The organism is Mesorhizobium sp. M7A.F.Ce.TU.012.03.2.1 (assembly GCF_004006095.1).
Classification (GTDB): domain Bacteria; phylum Pseudomonadota; class Alphaproteobacteria; order Rhizobiales; family Rhizobiaceae; genus Mesorhizobium.
Genome location: NZ_CP034779.1, coordinates 273,813 through 296,726, shown reverse-complemented (window position 1 = coordinate 296,726; position 22,914 = coordinate 273,813). Strand labels below are relative to the sequence as shown.

The following is a 22,914-nucleotide window of genomic DNA, read 5'->3' as shown; positions in this document are numbered from 1 at the left end:
GCCCAGAGAGGTCAGGGACCTCGACGAGCGTCGCGTGTTCGTGCGCCGCGCCCTCGACACCGCAGACCGGATAAAGGCGCGCACCGCCCGAGATCTCCATGAGGCTGCTGACAATGCTTTATGGGCTTCGTTGATGCTGGGTGAAAATCCACAGGCGGCGCGTATCCGATACCAACAAGCCATCAAGCGCGCCGAGTCCTTGGGATTCGTCTATCGACCGCTCGCCGAGATCCTGGTCGCCGAGCCCCTCGATACCATCCTGCAGCGGGTAGAGAGCACGATAGGCGAGCCTGCCAAATCACCATCTGTCGATGCGGTCGGCGGGGCGGTCGCTCGCCCTGACGACAAGATATCGGAAGCGCTGAAGCTATACTTCAACGAGATTGCCCGCGACGAAATCCGCACAAAAAGCCCTGACCAGAAGAAGCGCTGGAAAGCAAAGCGCGAAATGAGGTCGAGGTGTTTATCGGCATGGTCGGCGACAAGCCTATGAGCGAGATAACGCGCGACGACGCGCGAGTGGTACACAAATATTGGCTGGATCGAATTGCGCCTGAGAAAGGGAGAGCAGACCGTTCAGCGTCGACAGGCAACCGAAACATGGGCAATCTTCGGACCCTCTACGCCGACTACTTTCGCCATCTAGGTTTCCCCGAACAGAAGAATCCGTTCGCCGATCTGTCATTCGCCGACAAGTCGAAACGCAGTCGACCGCCGTTCCCGACCGACTGGATTCGCGACAAGATATTTGCGCCTGGCGCGCTTGCGACACTCAATGATGAGGCGAGGGGAATCGTGCTTGCCTTCGCTGAGACAGGAGCCCGGCCGAGCGAACTCGCGAACCTGCATACCGGTGTCATCCATGTTGACCACGAGGTGCCGCACATTTCAGTCGAGCCGCGTGACGATCCCGACGATCCACGAGAGATCAAGACCGCCTCGTCGGTGCGCAAGATACCGCTGGTCGGCGTGGCGCTTGAGGTGTTCAAAAAGCATCCCAACGGCTTCCCGCGGTACAAGGATCGCGAGGCGTCGCTGTCAGCCCTGCTCAACAAGCACTTCAAGAGCTACAATTTGTTCCCGACTGACAATCACACTGTCTATTCACTGCGCCATTCATTCGAAGACCGCATGAAGAACGGTAGGCTGGACGAGGAGCTTCGGCGCATGCTGATGGGCCACACGATCGACCGTCCGAAATACGGCGAGGGCGGCGACATGAAGATGTGGCAAGAGGAACTTATGAAGATCGTGTTGCCGTTCGATCCTGGGATCGTATGACACGCTGGCGCACTGCGGCGAGGCGTTCCTCCTTCGCTCGATAATCCTGCAGGGCGCGTTCAAGATAGTCGTACAGCGGGAGCCATATCTCGCCTTGGTCGTCGCGCCCGACGATTATCTCGGCCACGCGATCGAGCGCTCGCTCAATCCGGTGCACGGTGATTGGTTGAAGCGTGGGCGAATATCGCCTCAATGCTTCGCCTTTCTGCAAGACCAGAAATGTACCGTGCCTAATGCGTAGGCGGACTTTCTTGGCGCAGTGAAGGGCCTGCGTTCGGCTCGGGGTGTAGTCGGCGGCTGCGGCGTGCAAATGGGAAAGGCTCTTTGCCCATCGGGGATTGGTACAGGAGAGCGCTACCGCCTTTCCCCGCATTCGGAAGACTTGCGGCATCTTCTACGATGTAGGGCGTGATGGACTGTCTTGCTGCTGCAAAACCGAAAAGGCAACGCCGGCCCGAAGCCGAGCAGGTCAGCCGTCTTTTTCCAGTCTACGCGCCGTATTTTTGGCCGTGAACTCGATCGTTCGTATCGCCCGCAGCCAGGACATTCTGTGCCAGGGCCGCGGCTCGGCCGCCAATTCCGCCGTGTGTTACGTGCTCGGCATCACCTCCATTGATCCCGAACGCAGCAATCTCCTGTTCGAAGGTTGAGCAACGAGCGGCGCGAGATCGTCATGCAATGGGTACCAAGGGTACCATCCGCGATGTGGGAAAGGCGCTCGGATTGCCCGAGACATGACCAGACTTCTGTCCTCGCAGATTTGGGGCCATGTCGAAGCCGTCCACGCGCAGCGAGCCACAGGGCTGAATCTGAATCTCGATGATCGGCGGCTGCGGCTTTCCCGGTGGCTTCGTCCTGAGCCATGATCGGCTCGACGAACCCCCTGGGAGCGAGCGCCCGACATCGTCAGGCTCCTTAAACGACCTCTTGTCGCGGCCAACGAGACGCTTTGTCCTAGCCGATGTCGGCCATCACGATCTGCGACGGTCTACCCGTTGGTAGTCCCATTTCCGCGCAAGGGAGCAAACAATTTGGATTCGTTTGCACATTTCGGATCAAAATGCAGTTCCGACCGTTAGACGCGCAGCCAGGTTGGAGGCAGCGATGAACGTCAGTGACGAAGCCACGAAATCTTTTTGGATGAAGGACACGGAGTTGCCCTCGGCCCCGCAACTGGAACAGGATGTGCGATGCGATGTGGCGGTGGTGGGGGCGGGGATGGCCNGGGATGGCCGGCGTTTCTATTGCCTACGAACTTGCGCTGGCGGGACAGTCAGTGGTGCTGGTTGACAGGGGGCGGCTGCTCGGTGGGATGACTTGCCGCACGACCGCCCACTTGGCCCCGATCTGCGACGACGGCCTAAGCGAACTCGTCAAAATCCGCGGCGAGGATCTCGCTCGAGGTTTTCAAGAGAGCCAGCAAGCCGCTGTCGACCGGATCGAGGAACACGTCAGCGATCTTGAAATAGACTGCGACTTTCGTCGGCTCGACGGATTTCTTTTTCCCGCAGCCTGGATGGACGAAAATGAAGCCACCAAGCAATGTGATGAAGAGTATGAAGCGGCTGGCAAGGTTGGTGCAATCGCAGACCACGGCCGCGGCGTTCCGTTGAAAGGCCATGAGGCGGCGCCGGTGCTACGCTATCCCGATCAGGCCACGTTTCACCCACTGAAATATCTTCGTGCCCTGCTTGACGATTTCCGGGAGCGCGGAGGCAAGGCTTTTGCCGAAAGTGCCGTCACCGAGACCGAGGAGGGTGAACAGATCCGCCTTCGCGTCGAAGGGGGCGCAACCATCACAGCCGATAACGCCGTGTTTGCCACAAACTCGCCGGTCAATACGGTGGTGGCCATCCACAGCAAGATGGCGCCCTATCGGACCTATGCGATGGCATTCGAGCTGCCCAAAGCAACTCTTCCGGACGCGCTCTATTGGGATATGGACGATCCCTACTACTACGTTCGTCTCCAACCCGGGGAGGGTGACATCGACTATCTAATTGCGGGCGGTCGTGATCATAAATCTGGCGAAGCCGATGACGGCTCGGCGCGTTTCGATGCATTGGACGCCTGGATCCGCGCCCTTGTCCCGGAACTGGGCGAGGAAGCAGCGCGTTGGTCTGGCCAGGTTCTCGACACGATCGATTATTGCGGATTCATCGGCCGCAATCCTTGCAGCAAGAACGTCTTTATCGCTACCGGGGATTCAGGACAAGGAATCACCCACGGAGCGTTGGCTGGCCTGCTCATCCGGGACCTTGTCGTCGGTGGGTCCAGTGTGTGGGAGGAGGTTTATGCCCCCGATCGCAAGCCTCCCTTGGCATTGGCGAACTACGTTAGCGAGAATCTGACGGCGTTGAAGAATTTCGCGGAGTATCTGTTGCCCGGCGAGATCAAATCAGCCGCCGATCTGGAACCCGGTCAGGGCGGTATTCTCCGCGATGGTTTGAGAAAACTCGCCGTGTGCCGTGACCAAAACGGTGGAATGCACATGCATTCCGCCAGTTGCACGCATCTCGGCTGCATCGTCCATTGGAATTCGACCGAGCAGTGCTGGGACTGCCCCTGCCATGGCTCCCAGTTCGCGCCGGATGGAGCCGTTCTCAACGGTCCCGCCATCCGTCCTTTGTCGCGCCGGACCGGAACCGCCTCAGATTGGTCCAAGAGATCACACGCACAATCCCACAGCGGCGCAGACTGAAACTCCCGGTCCGGTCTTGAACACCAACATTTCAACCGGCGGGGCGCTTTCCCACCTGGACACACTTCATCGTTCAAAATATCTCGCTGAACGCGAGGATCGCGAACGCGACGACGGTGTCGCGCTAGACCAATGCCATCGGCATGTAACGGATGATTACCCTGTCTTGCCGGAAACGGCGCTCCAGTTCGGAGCGGCGGGCGCACCAATCGGACAAGTCGGCTTCTTCCGCCATGACCTCGAAGATGACAATTTCATCGATGGCGGAGTCGGCACCCTTTCGCCACAACCCCTCTGCTGGCGCCTGAAGGTAGTGACGCCATCGAACCGGGCAGCCAGCTCTTCCTTGACCCGATCGAAAGCTTCCCGCTCAAATGGCCGGCCGTCATTGTCCGCGCGAGGAAGCAGGATTTGGAAGAGGTGCATGGCGACTTCTCGCTGAAAAGCATCCAACGGCCTTCATGGCGCCCCGTTCCTTCCGGGATAGCTCGGCCGGAGTGACACTGGTGAAGCTGACGCTTGAGCGGGGGCCGAATGACGCTCTGTCGAAACTCACGCCCATGATTCAACGCGGGTGACATCGTGCTGCCGTAAACCTGCCTGAAGTCCGCTCGACGGACAGCCCCGATTAGCGACCTTCGTGGCAGCCGCACGGCCGGATGCGAGCGTCACATCTGCCAGCTGCGACTTCGCCTAATACGCTCTCGACTGCGGGCTTTTCGACGCGCAACTCTAAGCTCGGCAAGTGTTGGCCACCACCAACCCCTCAGGCGTTCGGTCGGTCCAGCGGCCACCCTTGCGGGCCATGTCCTTACAAGTTCGCCCAGCGTAGCCGAGCGCCATCTGCCCCAAACCAACTCGCCGTTCGAAGCCATTGCGTGAGGATAAAGGGCAGTTGCGTCTGATGGCACGACCACTTCACCGGAAATGTCAGTGAAGACGACGACCCCGTAGAGCTCGGTTGCGACAGCGCGACCCAGGCGAGGTTGATCGTGAGTTGGCAACGGATGGCGGTGACGCCGGCGTTCAGCAGCCAGTTGGCGCGAGGTTCTGTAGGCTTCAGTATTTCTGGCGTCCACACGTCGCCGTTTCCTTTCCTCCGGCTCGGCATTGCGAGCAGCTTTTTCGATGCTTGGCCACCGGCGCCGGAGTTCGTCATATGAGCGAAATGGAACTCTCCAGGCCCGCAATTCGTCGTCCCAACCCGACCACGGGACGGCGCGCAACTCTTCAAGCACTGTCCTCGAGTAGGGCGTACGAATGCGCAGGTCGTCCGCGATCTCCAGATATTGGCTCGATATTGGATCGAAGGCGAACGCATCTCGTCCCTTGCTGTCCTCGTGGGGCGTCCGTAGCGCTGCCTCTTGCGCTAGCCAGCGTTCAATCCGCCGGGCTGCCGTCGTGCCGGGTACGAACCAGCTCTTGCGCTCGTCACTCCATCTTGCGCGCGGAAAAGCTTGCTGAAACCGCTCGACGGCCATTCGATCGAAGGAAAAGCGGGCTTCGGCGCCACTTGCCTCCTGCTTCTGCGGCCCGGGACGTGGGTTGTGATCCATTGGAATGCATCGTTCGCGTTTTGTCGCAGGGAACGCAGTGACGGCCCTAAAGGTTCATCGGCCTCGCAAGCCTCCGGACCCCTGAACCGATGCCAAATGCCAAAGCTGTAGTGAAACTTTCCCCCCGTCCCGCGGTTAAGGAGCTGAGAGGACTACACCGTCTAAATCGAAACGAGAGATCGGCTGCGGGCGAGCCTCCCCAAAAGGGTCGGTCGCGTGCCAGAAGAGGGGAGGGCGCAGGAGGTGAAACATGGCATCGAGACACATCGGTCGCCAGCCCGGGCACGAGATATGCGCCGGTATGGAAAAGGAGCGGCGGTTATTGGCGAGGCTGCCTGCAAGACTGACAACCCCGCCGCCGGCATAATGCAATGACCCGCATCGCGACCTTTAATTTGAATGGCGTGAACGGTCGCCTGCCGGTGCTCATCAGATGGCTAGGTCAGACCAACTATGACATCGTATGCCTTCAGGAATTGAAGACCTCGGATGAGAAATTTCCCGCCGAAGCCATCAGGAACGCCGGTTACGGTGCCGTCTGGCATGGGCAGAAGTCTTATAACGGTGTAGCTGTACTCGCCCGAGGGAAAGAGCCGCTGGAGCGTCGGCGTGGCCTCCCGGGTGATCCTGACGATACTCACAGCCGGTATATCGAGGCGGAGGTGGATGGGATCGTGATCGGCTGTCTGTACCTGCCCAACGGCAATCCAGCGCCTGGCCCGAAATTCGACTACAAGCTCCGATGGTTCGATCGTCTGATCAGTTACAGCCAGGTACTGCTCAGGGAAGGACCCCCGTGCGTTCTGTGCGGCGACTATAATGTCGTGCCAACGCCGATCGATGCCGCGGTGCCAGGACGTTGGCTAGGCGACGCGGTCTACTTTCCGGAGAGCCGGCAAGCTTACGCCGAAATGCTTGGTTATGGCTGGATCGATGCTGTCCGCCGTTTCCATCCGGAGAAGGGCATCTATACGTATTGGAACTTTTCGTATCGTGGCGGTTTCGACAGGAGTTCCGGCCTGCGCATGGACCATCTCCTCGTCAGCCCGTCACTTTCGTCCAGGTTACGTGATGCCGGGGTGGACGCTGATTTGCGCGGCTGGGAAAAACCGAGTGATCATGCGCCAGCCTGGATAGAGCTCAACCTACCCGGCCGTCATTGAAGGGTGCCGTTGTTCGCCAGGATGCCGGGCTTTCGCTAATTGCAAAGCTGGTCTCTGCACTCGAGCATGGGATCTACCAATCTCGTGATGGCAGAAGCTTCGCATTCACTGCAGAACTGGCCGAAAAGCGCAGGCAGTTTGCGGGCGCCGAGAAGTCGCTTGCGGCCGAAAGCGATGGCACGGGGATAGTCCTTTGGCCGCCCGATCCAATTACTTCTCAGGCCGAGCCGCGCCATCACGCGCGACCGGCCATCTCTTTGTCGCTCCCCACGAACTATTCCTGTCGGCAAGCTAAAGGATGATGCAGGAGTGAAGACAGCCAGCGCCGAGGGTACCCGCTGGAGCTCATGGGCTTGGCTTCGGGTGTCACCGGTACGGCAGCGGCCGCGTGGGATCGCTGGTCACGGCCTATTAGTCAGGCATCTGGCGCATGCCGCGCCGCGGGTGAACTCGCACGAGCTAGGTGAGCTCGCGAAGGGGTTCGGGATGGTCGGTTGGGCGTCGAAGACGATCAGTGGGTCCATTCTTGCCTCCAATCATGCGGCTGTCCGGGAGCATACCGGGCTGAGCCGAGTCTGGAATGTCTGGGTGCGGCCCTCCAACGCCAGCAGAGCGAGTTCAACCTCGTCCCGTCGCGTCGGACGTGCATTTTCCGGCATGCCTTCTGCGGTGGCCAGGTCGATCAGGTACTCGTTCCAGGCCCAGTTCTTGAGCACGGCACGTTTCTCGTCGGGTGCGAGTACCGGGTCATCCACCACCTCGATCGGATCTCCCGCTGCCATGACTTTAAAGGTCCATTCGGTGACCTTCTGGCTATCGTGTCGCGGTCAAAGCCCGATGTGTCTAGGCTGCTCGTAGACGTGCAGATGTCGGCACAACGCCAGCCACACGGTTCTGTTCCGCAACGTGGGCACTCATTGCCAGCAGCCCAAGAATTATTCCTCCCGGTAGTCCAGCAGCTTCGCATGGCGAAGCTTCTCCTCGCCCTTTAGAAACCGCACGCGACCGACCAGACCAGGCTTGAGCCATTCGGCCTTTTCTTTCTTTAGACCGATCGGCACTGGTCCCCCGACCTTCCCTTGCACGCGATCCCATAGTCGCTGACGCTTGTCGGCTTTAAAGGCAACGAACGCGCCGCCAGCATAGCGACCCTTGTCGGCCATGAGCACCATCGCGGGCTTTCCGGCCTCGCGCTGCACGCCAATGATGTCCATTTCCTTTTCGGCATAGCACTTGATCTTGCGCCAGTTCATCGTCGGCCCGCTGCGGTAGACGCTATCCTTGCGCTTTGAGACCATGCCCTCCAGCCCTGCCCTGTCGACTAGGTGATAAACCGCATCGCCAGTGCCGGGCATAGCTTTGCTGACCTGAATGCGGCCGACGGCTGGTATCAATGCCTGCAGGATCTCGCGGCGGTCTTCCACCGGCATGTTGCGCAGATCGTGCCCGTTCAGGTGCAGGAGATCGAACGCCACCAAATACAGGTCGCGCGACGGCTTACGGCGGGTAACGGCTGATTGCAGGGCGTGGAAGTCGGACCGTCCGGCCTCGTCGACCGTGATAGTCTCGCCATCGATGATGAAACTTTCGGCCTCGATCGCCTCCGCCTCTCCGGCAAGTTCGATGTAGCGGCCGGTCCAGTCGTAACCATTCTTGGTGAACAGCCGGATTCCGTTTTCATCCTTGATGATTTGGGTGCGATACCCGTCGAATTTGATCTCATGGAGCCATTCGTCGCCCTGCGGTGGCGTGTCGACCAGCTCGGGCTCCATGGGCTTGATGAACTTCAGAGGCATGCGCCGACTCGCATAGTGCGATTCAATTAGCGCGCGCTAAAATGGTTCCGGAACATTTTAGACGAATTGAATGTTTGACAGTTATGACGAAGCTATCCGACCTTGGACCGCCGATTCCCGGCAAGCAGCACGGCGGCGAGCCTGCCGACGAGCGCAACAATTTTATGACCTGTCCGGTGTGCGGCCAGCAGTTCGACATGCGCGACTTCCGCCAGGTCGCTTGGCACAATCTGCCTCAGCATGAGCCGCTGGAGCCGGAGCTTGCCACAGGCCGGAACGCGAAATGGTTGCGGATGCGATCGTTGAAATAGCGGCCCTTGGCAAAGGCAGTTTTAAAATCGGCGTAGGTATCAGGCGGCACGTCCAGAAAGTCGTACTGCCTGCCGCTCGCTACAAACCACACCGATAGAACCCTGGTGTCCGGATTGTATTCGAACCTGCGTATCGAGGTTGACGGCATGGTGCACCAGATGCTGCTAGTGAGCGACCCGCGAGATGGCCCGCCCACTGAGGAAGCGGGAGCGGGCCGAGCACGGCTGTACGTCCGTGGCCATTATCGCCTCCACGGAAGGGGCGGTGACAGAATTTCAACTCCCATTGGATTGCGGCGTTCCACACATAAACGAAAAGGCCCGCCACCTCTCGGCAGCGGGCAGTGTAGGTCGCTAGGAAACCCAGCGGTAACTAAAGTACACCCCGTCTCGCCAAAAGGGAAATGTTAGATATCTCTAATGTATGATTCGGACCCCGGGGGCTGACCGTGGCGTATCAAATCCGAGAATATCTTGCGGGCCAGGTGATAGCGGAATACCGGGCTGAGGCCCCGACATCCTATTGCGCCGCCGCACAGGCAACGAAAAGGCCACTGACGCTCCACCGATCCGGAAACTACTTTTTTGAGGTGACCGACGAGAGCAATGGCCGAGTGTTCGCCTACCGATACGCCGACTTGCTCTACTGAGTGGGTCTGAGTAGCGGCTGCTGCTCGCCTCCGGGTCAAAAACCCGCCGCCCCATTCATAGCAGCGGCGGGCCGTGCCTAGGGATAGTTGGACTAGACGGTGTGTTGATTCACCCCTGATGGATGGCTGAGGTGCAAAACCATGCAACCACAAACCCCGATACGCGACAGAAAGCCGTCGCAACGTCAACTTTACTCAAGCCGGAATTCAACCGCATGCTTGTCGGCCTCACTAATAAGGCCGCTGTCCATGGCGGCTTCGAACGCCTTGGTGAAATACTGATCATCGGAAGCCTCGTGATTCTGCTGCGCAAGATCGATCGGCAGAGCTCCGATCACGCGGCCCGTTGTCTTCTCGATGACCGTGACGGTCCTCTGCATCAGGGTTTATTGACCGTGTCGTCGACTGCGTTGGCCGTCGATTTGACGTCCCTGCCGACGCCTCGGACGGTGTTGGCGCAGGCCGCAAGGGCCAAGGCACAGGCAAGAATGACAATCGGTGTGATGCGTAGCAGTCTCATGGACGGGTTCTCCTATTTGTGGTTATCAAGTCCGCTTTGCCGTATCGCACCTGTAACCGCCATCACCTTGTTGTGGGCGGCCGCTTCATCTGCGGTGTCAAAGGGCGTTGCGATGGTCGTCCCATCCAGAGCCAGTATTCACAGCCAGGAACGGAAGGCCGATCAGCGGTGGTGCGTAGACAACGTACGCTGGGCGGGCATTCTTCATCGCCCATGTAGCACCCTTTGTCGGTCAGGACCTAATCCACGCCCTGAAGACCAAAAAGCCCGCCAGCCGGAGCCAGCGGGCTTCCAGTGGTCAAAGACCTGCTCAGGTCGCAGAAAGACCCGACTCGATGACTTGCGCCGTGATTGAGGAAAGAATTCCCCGCTTGGTCAGGACTGGCTTTTCATAGGCTTTTTTCATAGCTGTTCCTCCCTTTTCACACACCGAAACTGCTTTGGGGCAATTAACTTGTCAAGCTGATGCTAAAATGGCCGCCAGTGACGCACGCCACGCGTCGCGATCGTCGCAGAGAAGACGGAGAATGACCCGGTGCGAACCAGCGGGCGAAGAACTTCGGTCGCGTTGGACGGCAAACGGGCAATCCAGATTGACGGCTGTCCTGTCGAAATTGGTCGACCAAGACTTAGCCGGCCCTCCCAAATCCGGGGAACGATGTTAACGGGAGAGCGCTACATCGCCGGGCCCACCGACCGCCGGCATGCAGCGTGAGCAAGTCGTGATCGATCGCAGCGGCAGTCCGTCAACCCGGCGCCGCGAGTCGTGCGCGAGAGCACTGGCTTCCGAGCGTTTCCTCCAGCCGAGCCAGTCGGCGACTGACAACGGATTTGCGACGCCCAGCCGACCCGCCGCACGATGCCTGGTCCCTGCGTGATCTCCCGAAGGTCCTGGCTTCGGCTTCTCTGATCTGGCACATCGTCGGACACTCAGCGCGTCTTGCCGGAGCGAAGATGCATCTCGATCTTGTTGATGGCCTTGGTGAGGATATCGACTGCCTGCAGATTGACTGCGAAGTCGAAGTTCCCTTGCGCCGTTTCGAATATCAGAACGCCGACCTTGGTCTCGTCGTCGCTCATCATGCCTGTTCCAATGCCGGTCGGCATATAGGGTGGTTTTTCTGACATTGTTCTCTCCTCGGGTGCGGTGTGGGCTGGTCAGGTTTTTAGCCATCCAGCGTGCGACCTGGAGTGGCCAAGCACGATCGATCGACGTTGGCCGTGTAACCCGTTCACCGCTAATCGAAATGCATCGACTGGCCGCGCATCATCGCCAGGGTCAGTGCGATCCGCAATTCTTCACCGTCTTCGCTGGCTGCAGGATCGAAAACGTGGGCATCGTAGGGGTCCTGGTCAATCTAGATCGTCCAGTCCTTGAGTGCCTTGCGAGCCATTTCTTCCACCTGGGCGAGGTTGCTGGTGAAGAAGGGGATACGGTCGCCATTTTCCGAAAGCGGCTCGACCTGATCCAGCGTCGGCCGCTCGGGCACCCAACCAAGAACGAAGGCAATATCGAAATCGATCTGGCGGTCCGGCCCGGTCGTGGTCTCCACCGGGTGACAACATCGGGATAGAGCTGTTTGCGCGCCGGCCACGTGTCCGGGAGCGCCTCGGCCTGCAATCTCGTTCGGGGCACGTCGATCAGCTCCATGATCTGATGGCCCGGAACTTTATCCTCCGGCCAGCCCGCACAACATGCAGTCGTCGCAGCCTCGTCGGCTTCCATCCAGACCGAAGCAGCCTGGTCCTCGTCCTCGGTTGGCTGGTCGTCTTCCGGGAAGCCCTTGATATCCCAGCCTTCCAACGCGAACAAACCTTCCGCGCCTTGCAAAGCCGTAATGCCGGCGCGCGAGAAGACTGCTTCGGCTGCCGCGATCCCGCGTGCCAGTTCCTCGGGCGTTGCACCTTCAATGTTCAAGCGAAGTTCCACGGTTCGCCTCCAGTATCAATCACCAACAGTGAACAAAATAAGAACAAAGGTGTCAATAGACTCCTGATGGTTTGGAAAAATGGTTTTTTTCCAATTGGATAGGGAGATCTGGCAATCGGTTGAGGCTTCGTGCTCAATCCCAACGCAACTGCATTCATGGCCGATGCTACACGCGGACCACCGCGGACGGGGACAGTCGGTCCCGCGTCCCGTCCTGCGGCCGGCGCTATGCTGACGCTCCTACGGCTGTCCTGTTAACCGCCCGCGGCGGGGGCGAATTTCCTCCGTCCCGCGCGCGACAATGTCCGCAATTGCGGACGCGCGCAGGACTGCGGTTTATACGCCGTTTTTCCTTGGGCGCCGCCAGCCGCCGGCGCGAACATCCCAACAGGACAGGTGGCTTCGACGCCTCGTCCTGCTGGCAAACGGTTCTGTCGATGCCACCGGGCGGTCGCCACAAACATTTCTTCCGCAGCGCCACCTCGCCATCCCATTGACTCTTCATTAGGAAGGGAACAAATGAGGAACATTCCGCCACCATGTCGCGTTCAGGGGACAGATGAGTGCATCGACGCCAAACGCTGCTATTTCCGATCTGCGAGATCGCATTGCGCGTCTCGAAGGCGGTAACGCGCGCAAAAGAGCGGTGCTCCCATTCGGTATCTCCTCGATCGACAGTCATCTGCCAGGCGGGGGCGTGGCGCTTGGCGCACTTCATGAAGTTGCCGGCGGCGGCAATGGTGCAATCGATGGCGCTGCCGCGTCGCTTTTTGCTGCAGGCATTGCGGCCAGGACGCAAGGCAAGGTGCTGTGGTGCGTGACGCGCCAGGATCTGTTTGCACCGGCAATCGCACAGGTCGGACTGCATCCCGACCGGGTGATCTATGTCGAAGCCGGTGACGACAAATCCTTGCTCGCCTGCTTCGAGGAAGGCCTGCGGCATGTCGGACTTGGGGCTGTGGTCGCGGAAGTGGCGCGCCTGTCCATGACTGCCTCGCGCCGGTTGCAACTGGCATCGGAAGGCTCCGGCGCGATCGGCATCGCGATCCGCCGCTGGCGCCGCCAGACCGAAGCCGCCGATTTCGGGCAGCCGACGGCGTCCGTCACCCGCTGGCGGGTTTCCGTGCTGCCGTCGCGACCGCTGCCTGTGCCCGGCGTTGGCCGGGCGCGATGGCAACTTGAACTGATCAGGTCTCGTGGAGGGGAAACACTCGATATCGAAGTGGAGGCTTGTGATGCAAAGGGTCGTCTCGCTGTTCCTTCCAAGCTGGTCGACCGACCGGCTCAGAAGGAAATTGGGCGACGTCTCGCCGCCACCGGATAAGCCTTTGGTGCTGGTCGGGCGGCACGGTAATCGTCGCCTGGTGACTGCGGTGGATCGCGCGGCAACAGAAGCGGGCCTGCGCGTCGGAATGCCCGCGACGAAGGCACAGGCCCTCGTCCAGGGGCTGGCGGTCATGGATGCCGAACCTGAAGCAGACGCGCAGGCATTGGATCGGTTGGCCCTGTGGGCTTTGCGGCGGTACGCGCCGATTGTCGCAGCAGATCCTCCCGACGGATTGGTGATGGATACCACGGGCGCCGATCATCTTCATGGCGGTGAACGCTTGATGCTCGCCGATATGGTCGAACGTCTCGGCAAGGTCGGCTTCTCGGCGCGCGCAGCCATAGCGGATAGCTGGGGTGCTGCTCATGCCTTTGCGCGATATGTCAGGCAAGCCGTGAGCGTGGTCGCGGTCAACGCAACCTGCGATGCGATCCTTCCTCTGCCCATCGCAGCATTGCGTTTGCCCGATGAGATCGTCAGCGGTCTGCGGGTTTTGGGCTTCGACAGGGTGGGTGAGCTTCTGCAGCAGCCGCGCGCCCCACTGGCGCTGCGCTTCGGGCCGGAACTCGGCCGCCGGCTTGACCAGGCTGCTGGACGTCTCGCCGAGCCGATAGAGCCAGTGCGGCCGGTCGATGTGGTCGAGGTAAGGCGCGCCTTTGGCGAGCCCATCAGTGCGGCCGAGACAATCGCGCGCTATGTCGGCAAGCTTGTTCAGGCGCTGTGTGTCGGGCTGGAGACCAAAGGGTTCGGCGCCCGGCGGCTTGACCTGCTGCTCTACCGCGTCGACAACCGCGTCGAAGCCATTCGCGTCGGCACGGCCTTGCCTGTCCGTGATGTGAAGCGGCTGACGCGGCTGCTCTGCGACAAGATCGAGACGGTCGATCCGGGCTTCGGCATCGAGCTGATGCGGTTGTCCGCGCCCTTGGCAGAATCACTCGCTCCCAGGCAGACCGTTTCGTCGCTGATCGAGCAACGGGATGCAGACATCTCGGATTTGACCGACACACTCGGCAACCGTGTCGGTGAGGAAAAGCTCTATCGGTTTACCCCGGTTGCCAGCGATGTGCCCGAGCGATCTTTCCGGCGTGTAGCCGCTGCATCGGCTGAGACCGGCGACGCATGGCCAGACCATTGGCCGCGTCCGGCTCGCTTGTTTACCGTGCCGGAGCCGATCGAGGCCATTGCGCTGCTACCGGACCATCCGCCGGCGAGCTTCACCTGGAAAGGCATCCGTCGACGGATCAAGCGCGCCGATGGACCTGAGCGGGTTTTCGGCGAATGGTGGAAGCGCGACGCCGAGCTAACTGCCGTGCGCGACTATTTCCAGGTCGAGGACGAAGCCGGCGAGCGGTTCTGGATTTATCGCGCAGGCGATGGCGAGGATGCCGCGACCGGCTCGCATCGCTGGTTCCTGCACGGCATCTTCGGATGAACGCGTGCTATGTCGAGCTGCAATGCACCTCGCATTTTTCCTTTCTGCGGGGCGCGAGTTCCTGTGAGGAACTGTTCGCGCAAGCAGCCAGCATGGGAATGCCCGCCCTTGCCATCTGTGATCGCAACAGTCTGGCCGGCATTGTCCGCGCCCACGAGGCTGCAAAGGCAACCGGCGTCAGGCTGATCGTCGGCTGCCGGCTGGATCTGGTGGAAGAGATTTCCATCCTGGTCTACCCGACCGATCGCCCGGCCTACTCGCGGCTGTGCCGCTTGCTGTCGCTGGGCAAGAAGCGTGGCGGCAAGGCAAAATGCGTGCTTCATTGGGCTGACGTTGTCGCCTATGGCGAGGGCCTCCTTGCAGTGCTCGTGCCCGACCAGGCAGATGACACATGCCCACTCTGGCGGCGCCGGCTGCGCGACGCATTTGGCGATCGCGCCTATATGGCGCTGACGTTGCGGCGCCGTCCCAACGAGGCGCTGCGGCTGCACGATCTGGCCAATCTTGCCGGACAGGCCAACGTGCCAACGGTTGTCACCAATGATGTCCTGTTCCACGAACCGTCACGGCGCATCCTGCAGGACGTCGTCACCTGCATCCGGCACAATGTGACGATCGATGATGCCGGGTTTCGGCGCGAGCGGCACGCCGACCGCTACCTGAAGCGGCCCGATGAAATGGCACGGCTGTTCAGCCGCTATCCCGAAGCGCTAGCGCGGACGATCGAGATCGCCGAGCGCTGCCGGTTCTCATTGGACGAGCTTGCCTATCAATATCCCGAGGAGCGGATGCTGCCGGGTCTGACACCGCAGCAAGCTCTGGAGAAACTCACCTGGGAGGGCGCGACGGAGCGCTTTCCCGAGGGCGTGCCGGACAAGGTCGTTGGCACGCTCAGGCACGAGTTGCAGCTCATTGAGAAGCTGCAATACGCGCCGTATTTTCTGACGGTCAACTCGATCGTTCGCTTTGCCCGCAGCCAGGGCATTCTCTGCCAGGGCAGGGGATCAGCAGCCAACAGCGCCGTCTGCTATGTGCTCGGCATCACCTCGATCGATCCCGACCGCAATGACCTGCTGTTCGAACGCTTCGTCTCGGAGGAGCGGCGTGAGCCGCCTGACATCGATGTCGACTTCGAGCATGAGCGTCGGGAAATCGTCATGCAATGGGTGTTCGAAACCTATGGCCGCGAACACGCCGCGCTCTGCTCGACGGTCATCCGCTATCGCTCGAAGGGCGCCTTGCGCGATGTCGGCAAGGCGCTTGGACTGCCCGAAGACCTCATCAAGATGCTGTCCTCGCAAGTGTGGGGCTGGTCGGACGAAGGCGTCCAGCCGAAACATGCCGAGGAACTGAACCTCAATCTCGGCGACCGTCGCCTGCGTCTGGCGCTGGACTTGGCCAGGCAGTTGATCGGCGCGCCGCGGCATTTGTCGCAACATCCGGGCGGCTTCGTCCTGACCCGCGACAGGCTCGACGATCTGGTGCCGATCGAGCCAGCCGCGATGAAGGATCGTCAGGTTATCGAATGGGACAAGGACGACATCGACGCGTTGAAGTTCATGAAGGTGGACGTGCTGGCGCTCGGCATGCTGTCCTGCATGAAGCGCGGTTTCGATCTGCTGGCCGAGCACAAGGGCATCACTCTCGATCTCGCGACGATCCCTGCCGAGGATCCACGCACCTATGCGATGATCCGCAAGGCCGACACGCTCGGCACCTTCCAGATCGAATCCCGCGCCCAGATGTCGATGCTGCCGCGCATCAAACCGCGTACTTTCTACGATCTTGTCATCGAGGTTGCGATTGTTCGGCCAGGTCCGATCCAGGGCGACATGGTGCACCCCTATCTGCGCCGGCGCGAAGGCAAGGAAGACGTCGTCTATCCCAAGCCTGAGCTCGAAAAGGTGCTTGGAAAGACGCTGGGCGTGCCGCTGTTCCAGGAGCAGGCGATGCGGGTGGCGATTGAATGCGCCGGCTTCACGCCAGGCGAAGCGGATCAACTGCGCCGCGCCATGGCGACATTCAAGCACACCGGTGGCGTTTCCAGCTTCGGCGCCAAGCTGATCGGCGGCATGGTGAAGAACGGCTACGAGCGCGAGTTCGCCGAAAAGACCTTCAAGCAGCTCGAAGGCTTTGGCAGCTATGGCTTTCCCGAAAGCCATGCCGCCAGCTTCGCCCTGATCGCCTACGCCTCGTCCTGGATGAAATGCCATCACCCCGATGTCTTCTGCGCCGCTCTTCTCAATGCTCAGCCGATGGGCTTCTACGCGCCGGCGCAGATCGTTCGCGATGCACGTGACCATGGTGTCGAGGTGCGCCCTGTCTGCATCAACGCGTCGCGTTGGGATTGCACGCTCGAGCCCACCGCCGATGACGGTCGGTTCGCTGTCCGGCTTGGTCTGCGCATGGTCCGGGGTCTTGCCAACGCCGATGCTGCGACCATCGTCATCGCACGCGCAGACCAGCCCTTTGCGTCGGTGGATGACCTCTGGCACCGTGCCGGTGTTCCTGCTGCCTCTCTGGTTGAACTCGCCCAGGCTGACGCTTTCCAACCATCCCTATTGCTGGCGAGGCGTGAGGCCCTGTGGGCGATCAAGGCACTGCGCGACGAACCGCTGCCACTGTTTGCCGCGGCCTCCGGCCGCGAGCAGCGGACGGTATCGGAGATCCAGGAGCCCCTTGTCGCGCTGCGTGCGATGACCGCCGGCGGCGAAGTGGTCGAGGACTATGGACATGTTGGACTGACCCTGCGCGACCATCCTGTTTCCTTCCTGCGCGCCGACCTGGGGCGCAAGCGCATCGTCTCGTGTCGTGAGGCCATGCAGGCGCGCGACGGACACTGGCTGGAGGCGGCTGGCCTCGTGCTGGTCCGCCAACGACCTGGCTCGGCCAAGGGCGTCATGTTCATCACGATCGAGGATGAGACCGGCATCGCCAATCTGGTGGTGTGGGTCAAGGTCTTCGAAAAATATCGCCGGGTCGTGCTCGGCGCCGGCATGATTGGCGTTTATGGTCGCATCCAAAGGGAAGGCGAGGTGGTCCATCTCGTCGCTCATCGGCTGAGCGATCTCTCAGGCGAGCTGGCCTGCGTCGGCGATCGGGAGTCTGCCTTTCCCCTGCCGCATGGGCGCGGCGACGAATTCCATCATGGCAGCCCGACGCCCGATCCGCGCGGCATGCCGAAGGGGCCGAGGCCCCGGAACGTTATCGATCCCCATCTGCACATCGACCAGATCAAGGTGAAGACACGGGATTTCAAATAGCGCGGTGCAAGAACGGGTCTGCCGAACAATGGCTGGGTTCGTCGATACACATGAGCGATCGCTCAATCGGTGCTTCTGTCATTTTTCAGAAAGGCCTTGAACGCTGCTGCGAGAGCGGCGGGATTTTCTTCGGCGACATGGTGCCCGCTCTTGACTCCGTAGCCCCCCACGTCGTCGGCCCAGTGCTTCCAGATGGCAACCGGATCGCCATAAATCTGTTCCAAATCATCGTCGATTGACCAAAGACAAAGCATCGGACAATCGCACCTTCCTGCGGGCCTCTCGATCTTCGCGGTCGTGGCGATGGTCGATCCTTATGCCAGCGCGGTAGTCTTCGACCATGCCATGGACGATGGCGGGATCGTGGATGAATGAAACCAATTCGCCATAGGCATCGTGTCCCATCTCATCTGGCCGCAAGTCAATATACCATGCCATCGGGTCTGCCAGGATGGCCCGTTCCGGCTTCTCGGGTTGAGCAAAGAAGAACCAGTGGTACCAATCGCGGGCAAAGTTCCAGTCGGTCCGTTCCAGATGCTCGATAACTGGCAACCCATCCACGGCAATCAGCTTTCGCACCAGGTCGGGATGGTCCATCGCCATTCTGAAAGCGACCAGACTTCCACGATCATGCCCGGCGACGAAGAAAGCGTGGTGGCCCAACCTTTCCATCACCTCCACCAGCGCCGAAGCCTTTGCCCGCTTGGACGAGAACCTGCTCTCGGGGTCATCGGCCGGTGCGTAGGAGCGACCGAAGCCCGGAACGTCGGGGCACACGATACTGAAATCTGCTGACAGCAAGTCCGCGACCTGGCCCCAAGTCATATGCGCGCGAGGATGGCCATGGATCAGAAGCAGAGGCGGCCCAGATCCGCCATGCCGAAGCCTTATCGGCCCGCCCTCGGTTTCCACCATTTCAAGCGGAAGTTTTCGAACATCGGCCATCCTCAGGAAACGGGCTGTTGTCGGCTTTAAGAACTCCTTGAGCATGGAATGGTTCGGGGCAAATCGCGACTGCAAATCGTTTCTCCCGGTTAGCTTTCCCTCAGGGTCCATTCTGGACGCGCGAATGGCTACAAGGCGGATCTAACGGAGCAGGCCCTCGTCGTCGAACGCGTCCCAGCCCTTCAACTTAGGCCGGGGATCGTCATCTCTGGGGTTATTCCCGGAACCGCGAACCTTCTCGCTACCCTTTCCCGCCCGCGTCAGGGCAGCCTTGCCGGCGCCACGTCGCCTGTTCTCCGTAACTTGCTGCGCGTCTTCTTCGCGCCAAAGGCTTGGCAGATCACGATCAAGGATGTCCTCGATGTGCTTGGGATCGAACACGTGGAAGGTGACGGCCTTGGATCGACCGCGCATCTTCACGGTGCGGGTGCCAATGCTTTGCAGCCGTCCGTCTTTCAGCCACTTGTGACGCTCACGCGAAGAAATTGTGAGGATGTCCTCGGCCTCGCGCGGCAGGACCGGGAGTACTTCGATGGTTTCCAGGACCTTGGCGATCTTGTTCGAGGCGGCCTCGAACTCTTCGGCATCGTCTTCGCGCATCCGCAAGGCTATGCGACCAGTCTCGGCTTTGACGTACTTCCTCACCGCCCATGGCAGGCGGGCACGTATTTCACGCTCGATACCTTTCGTGCGCACCGACGAGCCAAGCGTCGCTGATGGCGGAAGTGGCCACTCGGCAATCAGTGACAACGAGGTGCTGACGCTTTGGCGAGAGCCGCGATCCCGAGGGGCCGCAATTGCCGCAGCGATGCCGCCAAGAATCTTCCGTGTTTGCGCAAAACGCACCGGCATCTGAGCTAGTCGCTTCCTTGTCGCACGGTTTCTACCGCCAGCGACCCGGCCGGCAGGGCCTTCAACAGCTCCACCTCGGGTTTCGTGAGGTAGATCCATGCCGCCCAATCGTCCGGGCGCAGAACCACAATCTGGCGATTGTGGATGGGCGCCACGTCCGGGCCGGGTTCCGTCGTCAGCATAGCGAACGTCGGGGGCTTGTTGCCTTCGCCATCGCGCCACAGGCCGGCGATCGCCATGAACGAGGCGCCGTTGAGCGTGAAGCGATGCTTAGCCTTTGGAGACTTCTTTCCGGTGAATTCGAAGAAAGCCGACGCCGGAATAAGGCAGCGCTTGCTGTTGGAGAAGCTCCGTCCTTCCGAGCGGAAGTTGAAGATCGGCCCGCCTTTGGGCCCGGAGGGCGGAAAGGCAAAGGTCATGCGCGTGAGTTCGATCGTGTCGCCGACGGCGCGCATGATCGGGGCGGGATCACTGATGCGGATGTCATCCGCCTGCGGCAAATCCAGTTCCGTTTGCTGGGTGGGAATGTCGAGCGCCAGCAATTGCATCATCCTGCAATATTCGGCCCAGGCGATATGCTGCTCATAGTCGTTGCACACGGCTGCCCACGCTTTCAGTCAGTTGATGACTTATAACAAATAACGCGGCTTGGCTGCGGCGCCACCATCGCGAGATTTTCCGCTATGCCCGAAATCTCGCGATCTGCTTGAGCATCGCGCGGTTTGTCGGTGATGACATCGCCGTGGCTCACAATGATGCGCTCAAGGTCAGGCTCATCAGAGCATCTGCGGAAAGCCGCGCCCAGCGCCTGGCCGTCCTTGACAAAGAACCACTTGGCAACACGCGGCATGCTGGGCCGGTCGACGCCAAAGCCAAGCACACGCGCTATAATGTGGGCGCCAATTTGCGACGGTCTTCACCCTACGGGCTTCCGTCCCTGACGTGAGATCGGCCGCCAATTGGCCCTTGCCGATCCACAGCCAGTCCTCCAGTCCAACGCGTACATTGCCGCCCGGTGCGATCGCCTGGGGTGGCGATCGCAGCGGCTGCGACCGGCGCCCAGCACCGACCAATGGCGATCCTGTTCGAACCGGCGGGTCGGCGGTGCGCTTCATATGCGCCACGTCCTCGGGATGAGTGCCGATGCCACTGTGTGCCGAACACGCTCTGTACGAAGAACGGTGCGTTGACCAGGCCCGCTCGACGGATGGCGAGTGTAGAAATTGCCGATGTGGTAGCACTCGATTTCGAAACGCGTGCCGTTCTCCGCGCAGAAGCCTCGTTGACAGAGGCGCTCTGGGGCCATAGCGTATCTGACTGGTATAACAGGTATGCCACATGATCGGAGTTCTGATCAAACAGCGGAAGCTCTCGGACGAGGTTGCCGCGCATCTAGAGAGGCTGATCCGCAAGGGAGAGCTGGCCGAAGCCGACCGGCTCCCATCCGAACGGGAACTGATGCGGCAGTTCGGGGTTGGGCGCCCTTCAATCCGCGAGGCCCTGCTGCATCTGAGCAAGATGGGCCTTGTCGAGGTGAAATCCGGCGAGCGCGCCCGCGTCACTCGGCCAACTCCCCAATTCGTGATCGACGCCCTCTCGGGGCCGGCGCGGCACATGATTTCGGCGCCGGGCGGGATTCATGACTTCCAGAGCGCGCGTTTGTTTTTCGAAGTCGGGCTTGCCCGCAACGCCGCCATCAATGCCACGCCAGAGGATATCGAAAGCCTCGAGGAGGCGCTCGAAATCAACCGGCAGTCGATCGGGGACCTGACGCGCTTCGAGCGCACCGACGTCGACTTCCACTACGTGCTGGCGGTGATCACCCGCAATCGAATCTTCACAGCTATCCACGCGGCGTTGGCCGAATGGCTGCTCGAACAGCGGCGCACGACTTTGGCCAAAGGTGAAGACCGCAAGGCCTATGAGGCTCATCGCGAAATCTTTGACGCCGTCGCAGCGCGCGATCCAGACGCCTCCGAAGCGGCTATGCGCAGGCATCTGGAATATGTGTCCAGGCGCTATCTGGAAATTGCGGGTGCCAAGTGATGAGGGGCTTCGTGGTCTGGGTCGATTTCCGCCTCAAGCCGGGTGCCCGGGGCAGATTCCGCGAGCTTGTCGACGCCAATGCGACCGCGTCGATGCGCAGCGAAACCGGTTGCCGTCGCTTTGATGTGACGCAGGCGCGCGACGAGCCTGACCGGGTCCTGCTCTACGAGATTTACGACAGCGAAGCGGCATTCGAGCACCACTGCCGTACGGTTCATTTCGACGAATTCAATTCGCAGAGCGCGCCGCTCGTCGACACCAAGCTGGTGACCATCTGCGACCTTGTTCTCGAAGCTTCGTCTTGAAGAACGCGTAAGGGCAATGCGCCCCTTGTGGGCGAAGGGGAGGGAAGTCATGTCGGAACCAAGTCTCAAGGCGTTAGCCTCTCACAGGCGGGTCAAGCTCGGTACGCTTGTCGCCGAATTCGCCACTCCGGGAATTGGTCACATCCTGAAGTCCGCTGGTTGCGATTTCGTCTTTTTCGACATGGAGCATTCGGGATTCAGCTTGGAAACGCTGAAGAGCGCGATCCGCTATTTCGAGGCAGCCGATCTGCCGGTTATGGTGCGCGTGCCGTCGCAGGACTACCATTTCCTTGCCCGCGCGATGGACATGGGTGCTGAAGGGCTGATCGCACCGATGGTGAGTTCGGTCGAACAGGCGCAACACATCATCAAATCCATGAAATACCATCCTGCCGGCGCCCGCGGCGTGGCGCTGCAGATCGCTCACGACCGCTACCGTCCGGGTTCGGTCGCTAACAAATTCGAGGCCGCCAACAAGCGCTCGACGTTCATCTGCCTGATCGAGACCGCGGACGGCGTCAAGAACATCGACGGCATCGCGGGACTGGACGGGGTCGATTGTCTGTGGGTCGGACATTTCGATCTGTCCGTCTCGCTCGGCATTCCGGGCGACTTCGCCCACCCCACTTTCACCGCTGCAATGGCCAAAATCGTTGCAGCCGCCAAGAAGCACAACAAATCGCTTGGACGCCTGGTGCCCAACGTCGCGCAGGGACACGACTTCTACGCACAAGGCTTCGATTTCATTTGTTATTCGGGCGACGTTTGGGTCTTGCACGACGCGATGGCTGACGCGGTTTCCAAAATCCGGGCCGGGTGCCAATAGAGCGGAGGAG

22 protein-coding genes and 3 pseudogenes are annotated in these 22,914 nt (G+C 60.6%); 12 read left to right on the top strand and 13 right to left on the bottom strand.

Annotation, left to right across the window (positions count from 1 at the left end):
• Positions 1 to 34: 34 nt before the first annotated feature.
• From EJ079_RS33700 to xth, 5 genes and pseudogenes are all read left to right on the top strand, one after another.
• The gene (locus EJ079_RS33700) at positions 35 to 493 is read left to right on the top strand and encodes a hypothetical protein (protein ID WP_245481801.1); all 459 of its coding nucleotides are present in this window, start codon (positions 35 to 37) and stop codon (positions 491 to 493) included.
• Positions 472 to 1,281: a hypothetical protein gene (locus EJ079_RS33695; protein WP_245481800.1), complete on the top strand. Its 810-nt coding sequence runs from the start codon at positions 472 to 474 to the stop codon at positions 1,279 to 1,281. The genes EJ079_RS33700 and EJ079_RS33695 overlap by 22 nt, the downstream gene beginning before the upstream one ends.
• 500 nt (positions 1,282 to 1,781) lie before the next feature.
• Positions 1,782 to 2,120, top strand: a pseudogene (gene dnaE2, locus EJ079_RS33690) (error-prone DNA polymerase); the annotation flags it as partial.
• 389 nt (positions 2,121 to 2,509) lie between these two features.
• Entirely contained in the window at positions 2,510 to 3,982 is a 1,473-nt protein-coding gene (locus EJ079_RS01485) for an FAD-dependent oxidoreductase (protein WP_164873706.1), read from the top strand.
• A gap of 1,927 nt (positions 3,983 to 5,909) precedes the next feature.
• Positions 5,910 to 6,701, top strand: coding sequence for an exodeoxyribonuclease III (gene xth, locus EJ079_RS01470; RefSeq protein WP_127807869.1), 792 nt, complete (start codon positions 5,910 to 5,912; stop codon positions 6,699 to 6,701).
• 536 nt (positions 6,702 to 7,237) lie between these two features.
• Here xth and EJ079_RS01465 read toward each other — a convergent pair.
• Positions 7,238 to 7,468 (bottom strand): annotated as a pseudogene (locus EJ079_RS01465) (ETC complex I subunit); the annotation flags it as partial.
• Positions 7,469 to 7,636: 168 nt separating this feature from the next.
• A complete protein-coding gene (locus tag EJ079_RS01460; RefSeq protein WP_127807867.1) occupies positions 7,637 to 8,497 on the bottom strand; it encodes an ATP-dependent DNA ligase in 861 nt (286 codons plus the stop codon).
• A gap of 41 nt (positions 8,498 to 8,538) precedes the next feature.
• On the opposite strand from EJ079_RS01460, the gene EJ079_RS01455 reads away from it, so the two are divergent.
• Positions 8,539 to 8,808: a hypothetical protein gene (locus EJ079_RS01455; protein WP_245481799.1), complete on the top strand. Its 270-nt coding sequence runs from the start codon at positions 8,539 to 8,541 to the stop codon at positions 8,806 to 8,808.
• Here the strand turns inward: EJ079_RS01455 and EJ079_RS01450 are convergent.
• From EJ079_RS01450 to EJ079_RS33685, 6 genes are all read right to left on the bottom strand, one after another.
• Positions 8,733 to 8,957 carry a KTSC domain-containing protein gene (locus tag EJ079_RS01450; protein WP_164873705.1) on the bottom strand — a complete coding sequence of 75 codons (225 nt, stop codon included), beginning with the start codon at positions 8,955 to 8,957 and terminating at the stop codon, positions 8,733 to 8,735. The genes EJ079_RS01455 and EJ079_RS01450 overlap by 76 nt on opposite strands.
• A 692-nt stretch (positions 8,958 to 9,649) precedes the next feature.
• A complete protein-coding gene (locus tag EJ079_RS01445) occupies positions 9,650 to 9,838 on the bottom strand; it encodes a hypothetical protein (RefSeq protein WP_236383367.1) in 189 nt (62 codons plus the stop codon).
• Positions 9,838 to 9,978 (bottom strand): entericidin A/B family lipoprotein, encoded by a 141-nt coding sequence (locus EJ079_RS01440; RefSeq protein WP_127395386.1) that lies wholly within the window; start codon positions 9,976 to 9,978, stop codon positions 9,838 to 9,840. Before EJ079_RS01440 ends, EJ079_RS01445 begins: the two co-directional genes overlap by 1 nt.
• Positions 9,979 to 10,288: 310 nt before the next feature.
• Entirely contained in the window at positions 10,289 to 10,384 is a 96-nt protein-coding gene (locus tag EJ079_RS33570; protein ID WP_189367358.1) for a putative RiPP precursor, read from the bottom strand.
• A gap of 524 nt (positions 10,385 to 10,908) precedes the next feature.
• A complete protein-coding gene (locus tag EJ079_RS01435; protein WP_127266529.1) occupies positions 10,909 to 11,106 on the bottom strand; it encodes a hypothetical protein in 198 nt (65 codons plus the stop codon).
• Between the two features lie 230 nt (positions 11,107 to 11,336).
• Positions 11,337 to 11,531 carry a hypothetical protein gene (locus EJ079_RS33685; protein WP_245481798.1) on the bottom strand — a complete coding sequence of 65 codons (195 nt, stop codon included), beginning with the start codon at positions 11,529 to 11,531 and terminating at the stop codon, positions 11,337 to 11,339.
• Between the two features lie 936 nt (positions 11,532 to 12,467).
• Here EJ079_RS33685 and EJ079_RS01425 point away from each other — a divergent pair.
• Genes EJ079_RS01425 through EJ079_RS01415 form a run of 3 tightly spaced genes read left to right on the top strand, consistent with a single transcriptional unit; the run spans position 12,468 to position 17,930 of the window.
• Complete coding sequence (locus EJ079_RS01425) at positions 12,468 to 13,232, top strand: ImuA family protein (protein WP_127807866.1); 765 nt, start codon at positions 12,468 to 12,470, stop codon at positions 13,230 to 13,232.
• Entirely contained in the window at positions 13,144 to 14,667 is a 1,524-nt protein-coding gene (locus tag EJ079_RS01420) for a DNA polymerase Y family protein (RefSeq protein ID WP_127807865.1), read from the top strand. The genes EJ079_RS01425 and EJ079_RS01420 overlap by 89 nt, the downstream gene beginning before the upstream one ends.
• A complete protein-coding gene (locus EJ079_RS01415; protein ID WP_127807864.1) occupies positions 14,664 to 17,930 on the top strand; it encodes an error-prone DNA polymerase in 3,267 nt (1,088 codons plus the stop codon). The genes EJ079_RS01420 and EJ079_RS01415 overlap by 4 nt, the downstream gene beginning before the upstream one ends.
• Before the next feature lie 62 nt (positions 17,931 to 17,992).
• On the opposite strand, the pseudogene EJ079_RS01410 reads toward EJ079_RS01415, so the two are convergent.
• From EJ079_RS01410 to EJ079_RS33680, 5 genes and pseudogenes are all read right to left on the bottom strand, one after another.
• Positions 17,993 to 18,875, bottom strand: a pseudogene (locus tag EJ079_RS01410) (alpha/beta hydrolase).
• A gap of 141 nt (positions 18,876 to 19,016) precedes the next feature.
• Positions 19,017 to 19,727 carry a hypothetical protein gene (locus EJ079_RS01405; protein WP_174800299.1) on the bottom strand — a complete coding sequence of 237 codons (711 nt, stop codon included), beginning with the start codon at positions 19,725 to 19,727 and terminating at the stop codon, positions 19,017 to 19,019.
• Between the two features lie 5 nt (positions 19,728 to 19,732).
• Positions 19,733 to 20,326, bottom strand: coding sequence for an SOS response-associated peptidase family protein (locus EJ079_RS01400; RefSeq protein ID WP_127395390.1), 594 nt, complete (start codon positions 20,324 to 20,326; stop codon positions 19,733 to 19,735).
• Positions 20,327 to 20,340: 14 nt separating this feature from the next.
• The gene (locus EJ079_RS33160) at positions 20,341 to 20,577 is read right to left on the bottom strand and encodes a hypothetical protein (RefSeq protein ID WP_127395391.1); all 237 of its coding nucleotides are present in this window, start codon (positions 20,575 to 20,577) and stop codon (positions 20,341 to 20,343) included.
• On the bottom strand, positions 20,504 to 20,842 hold the full coding sequence (locus EJ079_RS33680) for a 3-keto-5-aminohexanoate cleavage protein (RefSeq protein WP_245481797.1): 339 nt from the start codon (positions 20,840 to 20,842) through the stop codon (positions 20,504 to 20,506). Before EJ079_RS33680 ends, EJ079_RS33160 begins: the two co-directional genes overlap by 74 nt.
• Positions 20,843 to 21,065: 223 nt before the next feature.
• On the opposite strand from EJ079_RS33680, the gene nanR reads away from it, so the two are divergent.
• Genes nanR through EJ079_RS01380 form a run of 3 tightly spaced genes read left to right on the top strand, consistent with a single transcriptional unit; the run spans position 21,066 to position 22,904 of the window.
• Complete coding sequence (gene nanR, locus EJ079_RS01390; protein WP_127807863.1) at positions 21,066 to 21,773, top strand: transcriptional regulator NanR; 708 nt, start codon at positions 21,066 to 21,068, stop codon at positions 21,771 to 21,773.
• Positions 21,773 to 22,078 carry a putative quinol monooxygenase gene (locus tag EJ079_RS01385; protein ID WP_127807862.1) on the top strand — a complete coding sequence of 102 codons (306 nt, stop codon included), beginning with the start codon at positions 21,773 to 21,775 and terminating at the stop codon, positions 22,076 to 22,078. The genes nanR and EJ079_RS01385 overlap by 1 nt, the downstream gene beginning before the upstream one ends.
• Complete coding sequence (locus EJ079_RS01380) at positions 22,056 to 22,904, top strand: aldolase/citrate lyase family protein (protein WP_245481796.1); 849 nt, start codon at positions 22,056 to 22,058, stop codon at positions 22,902 to 22,904. The genes EJ079_RS01385 and EJ079_RS01380 overlap by 23 nt, the downstream gene beginning before the upstream one ends.
• Positions 22,905 to 22,914 lie beyond the last annotated feature (10 nt).

What these genes read in the sequence shown, in the direction of transcription:
- EJ079_RS01405 (WP_174800299.1), bottom strand. Translation starts at nt 19,727, where the DNA reads ATGCCGGTGCGTTTTGCGCAAACACGGAAGATTCTTGGCGGCATCGCT.
- EJ079_RS01445 (WP_236383367.1), bottom strand. Translation starts at nt 9,838, where the DNA reads ATGCAGAGGACCGTCACGGTCATCGAGAAGACAACGGGCCGCGTGATC.
- EJ079_RS01485 (WP_164873706.1), top strand. Translation starts at nt 2,510, where the DNA reads ATGGCCGGCGTTTCTATTGCCTACGAACTTGCGCTGGCGGGACAGTCA.
- EJ079_RS01440 (WP_127395386.1), bottom strand. Translation starts at nt 9,978, where the DNA reads ATGAGACTGCTACGCATCACACCGATTGTCATTCTTGCCTGTGCCTTG.
- EJ079_RS33570 (WP_189367358.1), bottom strand. Translation starts at nt 10,384, where the DNA reads ATGAAAAAAGCCTATGAAAAGCCAGTCCTGACCAAGCGGGGAATTCTT.
- EJ079_RS01450 (WP_164873705.1), bottom strand. Translation starts at nt 8,957, where the DNA reads ATGCCGTCAACCTCGATACGCAGGTTCGAATACAATCCGGACACCAGG.
- EJ079_RS01415 (WP_127807864.1), top strand. Translation starts at nt 14,664, where the DNA reads ATGAACGCGTGCTATGTCGAGCTGCAATGCACCTCGCATTTTTCCTTT.
- EJ079_RS01435 (WP_127266529.1), bottom strand. Translation starts at nt 11,106, where the DNA reads ATGTCAGAAAAACCACCCTATATGCCGACCGGCATTGGAACAGGCATG.
- nanR (WP_127807863.1), top strand. Translation starts at nt 21,066, where the DNA reads ATGATCGGAGTTCTGATCAAACAGCGGAAGCTCTCGGACGAGGTTGCC.
- xth (WP_127807869.1), top strand. Translation starts at nt 5,910, where the DNA reads ATGACCCGCATCGCGACCTTTAATTTGAATGGCGTGAACGGTCGCCTG.
- EJ079_RS33680 (WP_245481797.1), bottom strand. Translation starts at nt 20,842, where the DNA reads ATGAAGCGCACCGCCGACCCGCCGGTTCGAACAGGATCGCCATTGGTC.
- EJ079_RS01420 (WP_127807865.1), top strand. Translation starts at nt 13,144, where the DNA reads ATGCAAAGGGTCGTCTCGCTGTTCCTTCCAAGCTGGTCGACCGACCGG.
- EJ079_RS33160 (WP_127395391.1), bottom strand. Translation starts at nt 20,577, where the DNA reads ATGCCGCGTGTTGCCAAGTGGTTCTTTGTCAAGGACGGCCAGGCGCTG.
- EJ079_RS33695 (WP_245481800.1), top strand. Translation starts at nt 472, where the DNA reads ATGGTCGGCGACAAGCCTATGAGCGAGATAACGCGCGACGACGCGCGA.
- EJ079_RS01455 (WP_245481799.1), top strand. Translation starts at nt 8,539, where the DNA reads ATGGTTCCGGAACATTTTAGACGAATTGAATGTTTGACAGTTATGACG.
- EJ079_RS01460 (WP_127807867.1), bottom strand. Translation starts at nt 8,497, where the DNA reads ATGCCTCTGAAGTTCATCAAGCCCATGGAGCCCGAGCTGGTCGACACG.
- EJ079_RS01425 (WP_127807866.1), top strand. Translation starts at nt 12,468, where the DNA reads ATGAGTGCATCGACGCCAAACGCTGCTATTTCCGATCTGCGAGATCGC.
- EJ079_RS01385 (WP_127807862.1), top strand. Translation starts at nt 21,773, where the DNA reads ATGAGGGGCTTCGTGGTCTGGGTCGATTTCCGCCTCAAGCCGGGTGCC.